Annotated in this window: 12 protein-coding genes and 1 pseudogene; 6 read left to right on the forward strand and 7 right to left on the reverse strand. The window is 63.5% G+C overall.

The features are described from left to right. Window positions 1-15: 15 nt before the first annotated feature. Genes BWR19_10045 through BWR19_10055 form a run of 3 tightly spaced genes read left to right on the forward strand, consistent with a single transcriptional unit; the run spans window position 16 to window position 1837 of the window. Window positions 16-744: a flagellar biosynthetic protein FliP gene (locus BWR19_10045; protein APX94981.1), complete on the forward strand. Its 729-nt coding sequence runs from the start codon at window positions 16-18 to the stop codon at window positions 742-744. 19 nt (window positions 745-763) lie between these two features. Further along, on the forward strand, window positions 764-1033 hold the full coding sequence (locus BWR19_10050) for a flagellar biosynthetic protein FliQ (protein APX93245.1): 270 nt from the start codon (window positions 764-766) through the stop codon (window positions 1031-1033). Window positions 1034-1045: 12 nt separating this feature from the next. Beyond that, on the forward strand, window positions 1046-1837 hold the full coding sequence (locus tag BWR19_10055; GenBank protein APX93246.1) for a flagellar biosynthetic protein FliR: 792 nt from the start codon (window positions 1046-1048) through the stop codon (window positions 1835-1837). Between the two features lie 4 nt (window positions 1838-1841). On the opposite strand, the gene BWR19_10060 is transcribed toward BWR19_10055, so the two are convergent. The 3 genes from BWR19_10060 to BWR19_10070 form a co-directional block, all read right to left on the reverse strand. Further along, on the reverse strand, window positions 1842-2207 hold the full coding sequence (locus tag BWR19_10060; protein APX93247.1) for a hypothetical protein: 366 nt from the start codon (window positions 2205-2207) through the stop codon (window positions 1842-1844). Window positions 2208-2343: 136 nt separating this feature from the next. Then, on the reverse strand, window positions 2344-4362 hold the full coding sequence (locus tag BWR19_10065; protein ID APX93248.1) for a nucleoside-diphosphate sugar epimerase: 2019 nt from the start codon (window positions 4360-4362) through the stop codon (window positions 2344-2346). 144 nt (window positions 4363-4506) lie between these two features. Next, window positions 4507-5751: a hypothetical protein gene (locus BWR19_10070; GenBank protein ID APX93249.1), complete on the reverse strand. Its 1245-nt coding sequence runs from the start codon at window positions 5749-5751 to the stop codon at window positions 4507-4509. A 331-nt stretch (window positions 5752-6082) separates the two neighbouring features. On the opposite strand from BWR19_10070, the gene BWR19_10075 reads away from it, so the two are divergent. The 3 genes from BWR19_10075 to BWR19_10085 are packed head-to-tail and all read left to right on the forward strand — an operon-like array spanning window position 6083 to window position 9164. After that, entirely contained in the window at window positions 6083-7450 is a 1368-nt protein-coding gene (locus BWR19_10075; protein ID APX93250.1) for a hypothetical protein, read from the forward strand. A gap of 11 nt (window positions 7451-7461) precedes the next feature. Then, the gene (locus BWR19_10080; protein ID APX93251.1) at window positions 7462-7809 is read left to right on the forward strand and encodes a hypothetical protein; all 348 of its coding nucleotides are present in this window, start codon (window positions 7462-7464) and stop codon (window positions 7807-7809) included. After that, a complete protein-coding gene (locus BWR19_10085) occupies window positions 7806-9164 on the forward strand; it encodes a hypothetical protein (protein ID APX94982.1) in 1359 nt (452 codons plus the stop codon). Before BWR19_10080 ends, BWR19_10085 begins: the two co-directional genes overlap by 4 nt. Before the next feature lie 289 nt (window positions 9165-9453). On the opposite strand, the gene BWR19_10090 is transcribed toward BWR19_10085, so the two are convergent. The 4 genes and pseudogenes from BWR19_10090 to BWR19_10105 form a co-directional block, all read right to left on the reverse strand. Further along, window positions 9454-10098 (reverse strand): hypothetical protein, encoded by a 645-nt coding sequence (locus tag BWR19_10090; GenBank protein APX93252.1) that lies wholly within the window; start codon window positions 10096-10098, stop codon window positions 9454-9456. Window positions 10099-10342: 244 nt separating this feature from the next. Then, window positions 10343-11527 (reverse strand): annotated as a pseudogene (locus BWR19_10095) (aminotransferase). A 72-nt stretch (window positions 11528-11599) separates the two neighbouring features. Beyond that, entirely contained in the window at window positions 11600-12208 is a 609-nt protein-coding gene (locus BWR19_10100; GenBank protein APX93253.1) for a sugar transferase, read from the reverse strand. A 246-nt stretch (window positions 12209-12454) separates the two neighbouring features. Beyond that, window positions 12455-13063, reverse strand: a complete 609-nt coding sequence (locus BWR19_10105; GenBank protein APX93254.1) for a hypothetical protein — start codon at window positions 13061-13063, stop codon at window positions 12455-12457. Window positions 13064-13069: the final 6 nt, after the last annotated feature.

The raw sequence follows: 13069 nt of genomic DNA on the forward strand, positions 1-13069 counted from the left end.
CGCCTTGCACTACTCCTGCTGACCACTGCGCTGCTGTGGTGGCTGCCCAGCGCCGCCTGGGCGCAGGCCGCCATCCCCGGTATCGTCAGCCAGCCCACCGAGGACGGCGGCCAGCAGTGGTCGGTGCAGCTGCAGACCCTGCTGCTGCTCAGCTCGATGGCGTTCCTGCCGGCGCTGCTGCTGATGATGACCGGCTTCACCCGCATCATCATCGTGCTCAGCCTGCTGCGCACCGCCATGGGTACCCAGTCGGCGCCGCCCAACCAGGTGCTGCTCGGCCTGGCGCTGTTTCTGACCTTCTTCGTGATGTCGCCGGTGTTCGCCCAGGTCTATGAAGATGCCTGGCTGCCGCTCTCCGCCGACGACATCAACTTCGACGAGTTCCTGCTGGTGGCCAGCCAGCCGTTCCGCGAGTTCATGCTCGCCCAGACCCGCGAGCCGGACCTGGCAATGTTCGTGCGCCTGGCCGATGTCGGCGAGATGCAGGGCCCCGAAGACCTGCCGATGCGGGTCTTGATGCCGGCCTTCGTCACCAGCGAGCTGAAGACCGCCTTCCAGATCGGCTTCACCATCTTCATTCCATTTCTGATCATCGACCTGGTGGTCGCCAGCACCCTGATGTCACTGGGCATGATGATGGTGCCACCGGCGACCATCTCGCTGCCCTTCAAGCTGATGCTGTTCGTGCTGGTGGACGGCTGGCAGCTGATTATCGGCTCGCTGGCCGAGAGCTTCTACATATGACCGCCGCGAGGAGTACGCAATGACACCCGAAGTCGTCATGGGCATGGCCTATCAGGGCATGCGGGTCACGCTGTTCCTGGCCGGCCCGCTGCTGATCACCGCCCTGCTCACCGGCCTGACCGTCAGCCTGTTCCAGGCCGCCACCCAGATCAACGAGATGACCCTGTCGTTCATCCCCAAGATCCTCGGCGTGTTCACGGTACTGGTATTCGCCGGGCCCTGGCTGCTCAAGCTGATCAGCGACTTCACCCGCGAGCTGTTCACCAACATCCCGCTGATGCTGAGCTGACGGCCCCCGCCCATGGTCGAGGTCACTTTCGCCCAGCTGCAGGGCTGGCTGATGCTGTTCCTGTGGCCCTTCGTGCGCATTACCGCCTTCCTGATGGCCTCTCCGCTACTCGGCCACTCGGCGGTCCCCAACCAGGCCAAGATCGGCCTGGCGGTACTGCTCACCGTGGTGATCGGCCCCACCCTACCGGACATGCCGGACGCGCCCATCGTCTCCTGGGCGAGCCTCGGCATCATGATCGAGCAGATGCTGATCGGCATCGCCATCGGGCTGACCATGCAGGTGATGTTTGCGGTGGTGCAAGCGGCGGGCGAGTTCATCGGCCTGCAGATGGGCCTGGCCTTCGCGACCTTCTTCGATGCCGGTAGCGGCACCAATACCATGATCCTGTCACGGGTGTTCTACATGATCACCCTGCTGATGTTTCTGGCCTTCAACGGCCACCTGATCGTGATCGAGATCCTTGCCTCGACCTTCGTCACCCTGCCGATCGGCATCGGCAGCTTCAACGCCGGCGCCTTCGAGATGCTGGTGCGCTTCGGCGGCACCATCTTCGTGTCGGGCATGTTGCTGGCGCTGCCGCTGGTCGGCTCGCTGCTGATCATCAACCTCTCGCTGGGCATCCTCAACCGTTCGGCGCCGCAGCTCACGGTGTTCAATATCGGCTTCCCCACCTCGCTGACCGTGGGTATCTTCCTGCTGATGGTACTGATGACCGACTTCGCCCGCTTCCTGCAGCGGCTGTTCAGCGACAGCCTGGGGTTTCTACAGCAGATGCTGGAGGCGATGGCACCGCTGAGCTGAGCCGCTAATCGTCGCGCACCTCGACCTGTTCGAGGTTGAGGCCATGACGCAGCGCCACTCGCACCACCTCATCACGACTCTCCTGGCGCGCCAGGCGGTGGATGAGCAGCCGCCGCGGCAAAAAAAGCAGCTCTACCAGCGCCCAGCTCAGCGGCAGCGCCGCGACCAGCCAGCGCCAGGCATCTGGGTCCAGCGAACCACCGCCGGACAAGAATAGTGCCAGCCCCACCGCCGCGGTGATCGACAGCGCCCAGGCCAGGTTGGGCAGGCCCAGGAAGCGATTCTGGCGCAGCAGTTCACGGCGGTAGTAACGAGGCGAGCGGGCGTGGGCATCAGGGCGGGAAGTCGTGTTGGCGTTATCGTTCTGCATCGATGCACAGTACCGTTGAGGGACTCGGACATACGATGTTCCCTCATGCACGGTTATGCAAAGTCACGATAAGGCGCTTGATAAACAGCTATTTACCCAGGGTTACAGGTGCAAGCGCCCAGCGCCAAGCGTGAGGCTAGCGGTTGATATAGGCCACCGAGGCGGTTTCCAGCGGCGTGTTGTGTTCAGGCTCGCCGGCGCCGTCGGACAGCTGGCGGCAGCGCTCGTCCCATACCAGATCGGCGATCTCCCCCTGGGGGTCGTAGGCCGCGGGGGCCTCCAGCAGCAGCCGGCGGATCTCGTCATGGCGCTGCTGGTTACAGGCCGCGAACAGCTCGCCCAGCAACATGTCCAGCTGGGGCCACTCCCAGTAGGTCTCGTTGGCGGTCATGATCCGCGGATGGCGTGTCTCTGCTACCTCCTCGCCGATTAGCAGCTCTTCATAGAGCTTTTCGCCGGGGCGTAGGCCGGTAAACACGATCTCGATATCGCCTTCCGGGGCGTCGTTGGCCGTGCCCTTGGCACTGCCCGGCGCCGTCGTGATCGGCGGCACTACCGGATCCAGCCCACTCAGGCGCACCATGTGTCCGGCCAGTTCGGCGATCTTCACCGGCTCACCCATGTCGAGCACGAACACATCACCGCCCTTGGCCATGGCGCCGGCCTGAATCACCAGCTGCGCGGCCTCGGGGATGGTCATGAAATAGCGGGTGATCTCAGGGTGGGTAACGGTCACCGGACCGCCCTGCTCGATCTGGCGGCGGAACAGCGGCACCACCGAGCCCGAGGACCCCAGCACATTACCAAAGCGCACCATGCTGAAGCAGGTACTGCTACCACGGCTGGCCATGGCCTGGCAGACCAGCTCGGCCAGGCGCTTGCTGGCTCCCATAACATTGGTGGGGCGCACGGCCTTGTCGGTGGAAACCAGCACGAACGACTCCACTCCACAGCTGGCCGCTGCTCGCGCCATCTCCAGGGTGCCGAAGACGTTGTTACGCAGCCCCTCTACCACGTTGTGCTCGACCATCGGCACGTGCTTATAGGCGGCGGCATGATAAATCGTCTGCACTCCGAAGGCCGTTAGGATCGCTTCGTTGCGCTGGCGATGCTGCACCGAGCCAAGCAGCGCCTTGACCTTGACGGCCGACGCGTAGCGCTGGGTTAGCTGGAGGAGCTCCTGCTCGATGCTATAAAGCGAGTACTCGGCAACATCGAACAGCAGCAGCGTCTCGGGCTGGCGCATAATGATCTGGCGGCACAGCTCGCTGCCAATCGAGCCGCCGGCGCCGGTCACCATCACCACCTTGCCCTTGATATTGGCATCCAGCAGCGCCTCGGCGGGCGGCACCGGGTCGCGGCCCAGCAAGTCTTCCACCGAGACGTCGCGAATTTCGTTGATCTTGGCCTTGCCCGACACCACATCGGCAATGCCCGGAATGGTCTGCACCGGCACACTCAGAGGCTCGAGCCTCTTGAGTAGATCGCGGCGCCGCGCACGGGACGTGCTGGGCATCGCCAGCAGCACCTTCTGCACGCCGTACTCCTCGACCAGTCGCTCGATTACATCCGGGTTATAGACCTTGATGCCCTCGATATAGATGCTGCGCAGGCCGCGGGCGTCGTCGACGAATGCCACCGGCCAGTACTCCTGCCCCTGGCGCAGCGACGCCACCAGCTGGCGCCCCGCCGCACCGGCGCCGTAGACCAGCACACGGGTCTTGTGGCGCAGCTGGCTGTTCAGGTAGAGCGCACGCAGCCCGAAGCGCACCCCGCCGATGGTGATCAGTGCCAGCATGGCGTAGATGAACGGTACCGAGCGCGGCACCGGCAGATTGAGCAGATAGCTGGTCACGGCAAGCGACAGCGCCGAGGCCGCCACTCCTGCACAGATCGCGCGGATCGCCTTCTGATTCATATAGCGGATGATGGCGCGATAGAAGCCCAGGCGGATAAAGATCACCAGGCTCGCCGGCACCATGAACAGCAGCACCAGCCAGGTGCGCGGCTCAGCGATCGGTGCCCAGCTATCCAGGCGCAGCATCATCGCCAGCAGGAAGCTCACCGCAATCAGCATCACATCGGCAAGCAGCTGAATAGCGCGCTTGCGCTTTCGCGGCAAACGAAACAGTGGCTTGAGCAGGGACATCAGCATCGCAGGACGGTCTCATCCATGAGGTGGGCAGTTCACAGAACACTTAAGAATTATCCCACAACGGATGATGAACTTCATCGTACATAAACATCAGCAATGTCGTCATTTGGTGCTAGGAAAAAGCTTACACTTGTAAGAAATAGCTTACAAAGCTGTGTGTTTCCCCGAGGCGCGCCAGAACAGCGCAAGCCATACGGCATATACGGCGATACCCACTGGGTAGGCGAAGAAGGCGTAGCTCAGACCGAAGTCGATAAAGGCAACCGGGATCAGCATCCCGGCCACGGCGGTAGCTCGCCGTGCCGGGTCGCCGGTGCTCAACTGCCGCGAGAAGTGCCAGAGCGGCACCAGATAAAGCGCCAGCACCGCCACCAGGCCCAGCAGGCCGCGGCGCACCCAGGCATCGAGCAGTTCGTTATGCGCGTGCCAGTAGCGATCGAGGCCGGCGGGCAGCCGCTCGGCCTCGACCAGCGCCTGCATACGCGGCTGGTAGCCCTGGTGGCCGAGCCCCAAATAGGGCTGGTCAAGAATCAGCAGGCCGGCACCGCGGTACATCTCGAGCCGCGTGCCCACCGAGCCGCGGGCATTGCCCGCCAGGTAGTCGTGCACCTCTTCTCGCGCCTCGCTCACGCGGTTCTGCACGCCGGTTTGCGGCGTGGCATACACCGCCAGCAGCAGAGACAGCACGATGGCTGCGCAGGCCCAGCGCCAGCGGGGCGCCCAGCCGCGCAGGTAACCACGGTAGAACACCAGCAGCGCCAGCGGCAGCGCAATCCACCCCCCGCGGGTGCCCGACAGCACCGAGGCCAGCAAGCCCCCAGCGGCGCCGGCCAGCATCAATAGCCACCAGCCCACCAGGCGTTCGCCCTCGCCGCGCCGGCTCCACACCCATCCCAGCCCTGCCAGGCACAGCAGCCCGCTGAGCAGCGCAACGTTACCGAAGAAAATCGCATGCAGCGGCGCATGGCCGTTGGCGCGCCAGGCGCCGTCCACCAGCGCCTGCCACAGCGCCCAGCCGCCGGCGCCCATACCGCCCAGGGCAAACCCCGCCCACACACAGCCGAGCGGAATCACCAAACGCCGCCCTAGCGCCCAAGACAGTGCCGCCAGTGCGCCGGCAGCCAGGGTCGGCCACGCCGCCAGCCAGTCCGTATGCCAATAGCCCGCCAGTGCCTCACCCAGGGCGAAGCACAGCAGCGCAGCGCCCAGCCAGGCGCCATGGGGCTGGGCCGCACCTGCCTGTTCAGCAGTAGGCGGCACGCTATACGGCGGTTGCCCCCTCCAGCGTACCGCCAGCCCCCAGGCAAGCAGCACCGCCAAGGCCAACCAGTAGCCAAACGGCACCAATACCGGTGCCGCGGCTAGCACCGTCACAAGAATCCATCCCATCAGTAGGCGCACTTATAGCAGCAAGGTGTATTAGTAAAACGGTGAGTCATCTGATCCTCCTGAAGGCCGCACTATAACCCGTGAACGCGTGCCGTCGCGCGAGGCATGCTGTTCTCACGCCTTCTAGTGTGGGAGCGAATTCATTCGCGATGCAGCGCGAAGCGCTGCCGGGCCCCCATCGCCCATTACCATAAGAGACTTTCATCTCAACTCAGCGGCTGTGGGGTAAGTCGTTGCTTACATGAAAAAAGGCTGATTTGATAACCGCGACATAAAGAACAAGCCCAGGGGCGACAAGGCCACCGAGGCGCCATAACGCAGGGAAGCTCGAATGCTGCCATTGATCGAAACGGCGGTGCGCTGGATGCGCACGCTATGGGACTATGCTGCCATTCGCATGGTCGGGTATTTTCTACTCGGCTTTTGGGCGCTGTCCGGCGACCCGTTCCGGCTCTCATCAACGTCGGATCAGGCGCTCTCCGCGGCCTACCACAACCTCCAGGTTCGCCTGAGCAGCGTCTCGCCGCCGCCGCTTACCGTGCTGACCATCGACAATGATGACATTCGCCGCGCGCACGCCGAGGACTTCTTCGACAGCGACGACTGGCCCCTCGACTATGACGACCATCGCCGCCTGCTGACCTGGCTAGTGGACTCCGGCGACCGGCCACCGGCGGGCGTCTTCTACGACATCTTCTTCGAGCAGCCGCGCACCAGCAGCGGCGACCTGGCCGGCCTCGGCGAGCGCCTGGCCAAACTTGCCGAATTCGACGACCTGCCCCCGGTTTACCTGGCCGGCGGCGGTGACTACATGCCTATCTCACAGGCCACCCAGGACGCGCTAGGCGGCGCTCAGCTCACCCCCATCGCCTGGTCGGGCCTCGGCGACTACTACCCGCTGGCGGCCCCGCTAAGCCCAGGCGCCCACCCCACTGCCACCCCCGCTCCGCTGATGTATCAGGCACTATGCGACGCCAGCAACCGCGCGTGTCGTGAGCTGGACTTGCAACAGCCGCCGATCTCGTTGCGCTGGGGGCTGCGCAGCGGCGATACCTGCGTGCCCGACAGCTGGCCATCTCGTGCCTGGTCGAGTACCGCCCGAGTCTTCGCATCGGTGATGCAGGGCGTGGTGAATGTGGCACCACCCCCGCCCGCCAATCCGGCGTGTTTGCCCATCCGTACGCTCCGGCTCCAGCAGCTGCACGAATACGGCCCCGCGGCGCTGGTGCCCCCTGGTGTAGCCGAGGACGAACCCTACGCCGTGATGGTCGGCGTCACCATGCCCAGTGCCGGCGATTTCCACCCCACACCGGTCTATGAATCACTGCCGGGCGTCTACCTGCACGCCATGGCCTTCGAGAATCTCTGGCGCGCCGGCGACAACTACCTGCGTTACCACGACTTCACCTGGCTGAGCATCTTCGTTTGGGGCTTGGCGGTGATGGCCTTCATGTGGGAAGGCCAACGACGGCAACGGGCAGGCAACCAGGGCAGCCTGGGGCTCACCCTAGTGTGGTGGGGCGCCATTATTGCCGTAGTGCTGCTGCTACAGCTGGTGTTCCACCACGGGCTGCGCATCGTGCCCGAGGGCTGGCTCTCGCTGGCCGCGATCATGCCGCTGTTATACACCGTGGTCCTTCGCAACGAAGTGGCCTATCAACATAAAAAAACGTCAATCCAACACACAGGGAACCCATGAATAAAAGACTCTTGCTCACCCTCTGCGGCCTGGCCTGCTCGGCCAGCGCCATGGCCGACTTGCGCATCAGCGATATCCCCGCGGCCCGCTTCACCGAAGCACAGGCCGTCGACACCCAGGAGTGGCACCGCGTCAGCGAGATTGCCAGCCTCAGCCTGCCAACCACGGCATCGCCTGTCGACGGCGACAGCCAGCTGCTGGAATTCCAGGCCGGCGACACGCGCTATCATATCCCCCGCGCCGACGTGGTCGTAGCCGGTGAACGCCTGGTGACCGGTGCCTGCGACACCGCCCCCGCCACCATCGCCTCGGATGCACGTTCGGCCAGCGTCAGGGGGGCCGGCGAAGCATGCGACTGATACAACGCCTTGCCACAGCGCTGGCCCTGAGCGCCGCGCTTGCCGGCTGTGCCGGCATTCACCAGCCCGACCGCAGCTTCGACAACGTCGACCTGGTCATCCCTACCCGGGACAGTCACACCATCCATCAAATGGAGCGCACCCTGGTGCTGGACCAGGACGTGCTCGACTACGTCAACGACATACGCCAGCGCCTGGAAACCGCCCACGGCACACCCTGCAACTGCCAGGTAGTGGTCGACGCCTTCAGCGGCTACGAGGGCTACGCTGTCTCGCCCTATACCATCGTCGTCACCGCCGGGGTACTGGCTCAGGCCGACTCCGAGGACGAAGTGGCCGCACTGATCGCCCACGAGATGAGCCACGCCATCCACGACGACACCACCAAGCAATGGATGCAGGAAGCCGTGGCCTCGACCCTGCGCCTGGGCGCCTTGGTCGCCGGCGGCTCCGACAACGTCGGCTACGCGGCACTGATCGGCGAGTCCGCCCACGAAGCCACCAACGGCATTATCTACCGGCACTGGAATGCCGAACACGAACTCCAGGCCGATGCCTTCGCCGTGGAGGTACTGGCCAAGGCCGGCTACTCCCAGGACGGCGTGAAGATGATGATCCGCCGGCTCGGCGAATACAGCGAGCAGGCGATTGCCGGGCGCTCCACCCCGCCTTCGCAATGCGTCAGCCAGCAGGGCGACAACAACCTCGCCGTGGATTTCAGGGCCTGCACCGCACAGCTGACCGGCTCGGGAGAGAGCATCTACCTGCCGCCGCAGGCGCGCCTCGAAGCCGCTCTGGAGCACGCCTGGGAACTACCGCCGCAACAGCGCCGCCAGCGAGCCGCACCGCCACCGCCCTCCTTCGATGCCATCGATTACCTTTACGCCATGAACGCGCTGGTGTTCAGCGACGAGGATCTGCTGCGCAACAGCGTAGAGGCGATGGCATCGCGGCCGCTACCGGCCAGCCTCGAGGGCAACGTCTCGGTCTCCAACCGCATGGCTCAGGCCTACTACCTGCTGGGCGAATACGACAAGGTGATGCCGTACTGGGAGCAGAGCGCCAGCAGCCCGCAGCGCACGCCCTGGACCTTCACTCAGCAGTTGAAGTTAGCCGACCAGCAGCGCGACCGCGACAAGGTACGGCAGCTACTCAATGAAATGAGCGATGAGCTCGGCATGGTCCCCGCCATGCTACCCGCAGAGTACTACCTGGCCCGGCGCTACGAATTGCGCGTACATGAAGGCCTCACGCTTGCCCGCTGCGCGCTAAATTTGGCCGGAAGCATCAGTACCGCACAGCTGTGCAGCGAATACGGCCAGTTGGCCAACCGCCATCAACCGCTAAACTGGTAAGCCCAGAAACGCGAAAGCCCCGTGAGTTGATGACTCACGGGGCTGGCTGTCTTGCGTGATTTAAACCACTCCCACACTTGCCTTGGCGCCGCCGGGCCCTATCTTCCTCAATGCTCCCGCTCTACCCTCAACAGCCCCAGCGCTTCGTATACCGCCCACGGCATCGAGCGCCGGCCCGACGAAGGGTGAACCCTCGCCAATCCCAGGGCCAACGCAAAAAGCCCCAGACCGATTGGCAGGGGCATCAAGAGTTGGGCGGCGAGTGCTTTGAGGAGATCGTAAATGCTGGCTACCACTCCATCAGTTTCAGCTTATGGCCGCTTGACGCCCGGTGACCATAGGGCGGTTTCAGAGAGGAAGCTGCCAGGTGGCACTCATTCTGCTGGCGAATGGAGAGCACTACCACGGCGTTACCATCAAGGCGATAACGAGCGATATAGCCGCTGTCGGCGAAATCGATCCACCAGTCACGGTACTCATCGCCAAGGCATGACATCAGTCGCCCATAGCGAGGCTCGTCCCCCAGCCAGCGTATGCTCTTGACGATAACAGCGGCGACTTGTTGCGCCACCTGCGGCGGATGCTGCTCCAGCAGCCTTTCATGCAGACGCTGCAGATATTCCACGGCGGGCGGCGCCAGCATCACCTGTGGCACCGCGGACCTCCTCCTGACACTGGGAGGGGCATCTGCCGTGCCCCAACAGGCCAGCCACTGCTCCATCTCATCGGCCGAGATGTGCAGCCCGCTCGCCTGGTACTCCTCCCAGGCCATGAGCGTTGCCTGCTGGAAAGCCATGGCACGCTGCTCGCGCGCCACATATTCCTCAATGGCGTTACTCACGATCCAGTCGGCAGAATGCCCGGTGGCATAGGCCGTCCGCTGGATGCTTTCTCTCAGCGTTTGGTCAAGTTCTATTGAAGACGGGGCCATCATTCTGCCCTCCGTTGTAAAAGGATCCGGTCTCATTATTCAAGAGGCTTACCAAGCGCCCTATCAGCGCAGGGCTCGCCATGGCGTTATCTGCGGGGAAGGTCACCATGTCGACGCCTCACTCATCGTCGGTGTCGATGGTCTCTAGCGTTTCCACAACAGGCTGCTTGGACTGCCGGGGCTGCAGCAACGGCGCGGGCTGCGACGCAACCTTGCCGAGCAAGCGATAGCGGGTGACACGCCGCTCCGTGCACTCGGCCATCACCTCGCGCAGCACCTCGCAGGTCTTGTCGATCTCGGCCTCGGTCAGGGTGGGGTGACACAAAAACATCAAGCTGGTATCGCCAAGCTCCTGGGCTACCGGCAAGGGCTGCTCAGGCCGCCAGCCGGTGCCATCGAAGGCTTTTTCCAGATAGACCTCCGAGCAAGAACCAGAGAAGCACGGCACTCCACGGGCCGCGATCTCTGCCTGGATGCGGTCACGGTTCCACCCCGGCTTGAGCGCACCGGCCTCGACGAAGACATAGCACTTGTAGGCGGCATGCTCGATATGCGCAGGCAGTGCCGGCACCCTAAGCCCTCTGAAACGATCGGCGGCCTGCCAGATCCGCTGAGCATAGGCTTGCCGCGTGGCCTTCCACTCCGGCATGCGGGTGAGCTGAATGCGGCCGATGGCCGCCTGCATCTCGGTCATCCGCCAGTTGGTGCCGAAGCTCTCGTGCAGCCAGCGAAAGCCTGGCGGGTGCTCGCGCTCATAGACCGCTTCCCAGCTCTTGCCGTGGTCCTTGTAGGCCCACATCTTGCGCCACAGGGTTTCATCACTGGTGGTGACCATGCCCCCCTCGCCGCCGGTGGTCATGATCTTGTCCTGACAGAACGACCAGCAGCCGACATGGCCGATGCTGCCCACGCTACAGCCACGGTAGCGAGCGCCATGTGACTGGGCACAGTCTTCAATCACATAAAGGCCGTGCTGCTCGGCGAGTGCCATCAACGCGCCCATCTCACAGGGCCAACCGGCCAGATGCACGGCGAGAATCGCCCGGGTGTTGGCGGTAATCTTCTTGGCCACCGTCTCGGCAGTAATATTCTGCGAATCGCGGTCGACATCGGCAAACACCGGCACCGCCCCAGCGGTGACGATGCTGGACGCAGAGGCCATAAAGGTACGCGAGGTGACGATCACCTCGTCACGCCCCCTGCCCTCGCCTTCACCAATGCCCAGCCCTTTCAGGGCCAGGTCCAGCGCCGTGGTGCCATTGGACACAGCAATGGCGAAGTCGGTAACGGCAAAGGCGGCAAACTCACGCTCGAACTCGCGCCCCTCCTGGCCGGTCCAGTAGTTCACCTTGTTGGAAAGCAGCACGCGCTGCACGGCCAGGGCCTCTTCCTCGTTGAAAGAGGGCCAGGGGGAGAAAGGTCCATTAAGCATCAAAGCACCCAACTAAAGTAAATTGCCAAACTATCAACTGCGACACGTCGCCTCTCGAACCTCGCCCCTTGATCACCCCACCACCGTCTGCCATATATAACGAATATCCCCAAACAGGCTCCAGCGCCGAACGTACTCCAGGTTAAGGCGTACCTTGTCGGGCCAGATCACCTCCCGGTTGTAGCGCTCCGGGTCGGCCTGCTTGGTCAGCAGTTCTTCTTCGTGGCGGTACGCCAGAGTGGCCGGCCCGGTAATGCCAGGCTTCAGGCTGAGCATGGCGCGCTCCTCACCCTCCAGACGGTCGGCAAAGCCCGGCACATCGGGCCGGGGGCCTACAAAGCTCATCTGCCCCAGTAGCACGTTGAAGAGCTGGGGCAGCTCATCGATCTTGGTACGGCGCAGAAAGCGGCCGATAGGCGTGATACGCGCATCCCGCCCGGTAGTTACCGTGGTGGTCACCTCTGCTGAGGGGCGCATGGTGCGAATCTTGACCACGCTGAAACGACGACCGTGCTGGCCTACCCGCTCCTGAATAAAGAAACCGTTCTGGCGGGTATCCAGAGAGGCCAGCAACCAGGCCAGGCCGATCAACCAGAATGTGAGCAGCAGCCCCCCTGCCGCCCCCAGGCAGTCGAAACTGCGCTTGAGCGCCTGTTGGCGGCGGGAGAGCCCCGGCGCCACGCGGCCAGCGCCAGCGGTAACCGCATTATCCAGAGAAGAGTGTGGCGTAGACACGATGACAGAAAGCTCCTGAGGAGAAAGGGAGCTGGCTAGACCCAGCCCCGCAGGCGGTAATAGAAAATGCCGATGATTTAATGCATGGCGCGAGTACTGCAGGACAGCGCCCCGGCGTGGCGCAGCTGTGTATAGCCACTAGGGTTTTTCAAGGATAGGGCAGCAGCACCAAAGTCTTGGCAAGCTCGTAGATCACAGCTCGACCGTTCGCTGGCCCGTAGGCACATCCACGAACTCCACCAGCAGATAGTCGTTGCCAAGCTCACTCACAGTACGCGCATGGGAGTTGTTCTGATGGGAGCGCATCACCGCCTGGTTGTGCTTGGAAATGGTGGTCATGCAGTGAAAACCTGACCACCAGGCCGTGTGGTACATGATCTGGTTCATCACCCGGCCGATGCCCTGGCCTTCGCTAGGCGCATCGATCATCCGCCCTACAAAGCAGCGACGATTGCAGAAACAGCGCAGGAAGAAGTAGCCGACAAGTTCACCACTGACATTCCACACGCCGAACATCAGGAAGGCGGGATTGGCCCACATGCCCCGAAGGCTCGGCAGAGCAAAACCGTGGGGCTGGAAATAGCGCAGGCGCGACGCCTCCTGTCGGGCCAGCAGCTCAGCCAGCTGGGGCAGGTCGTCACGACCCATGGGGCGGAAGGTAAAGCCCTCCAGGGTAAAGGTCGCAAAGGCGCGCCGCATCTGGCGCTGCATGCGCCGGCTGTGTAGCAGCGCATAAAAACGGGCGTTGAGCCACTCCACCCAGCGCCACAGCCAAGGCAGGCGGTGTTTGATATACAGCATTATACG

Source organism: Halomonas sp. 1513 (genome assembly GCA_001971685.1).
GTDB lineage: Bacteria > Pseudomonadota > Gammaproteobacteria > Pseudomonadales > Halomonadaceae > Franzmannia.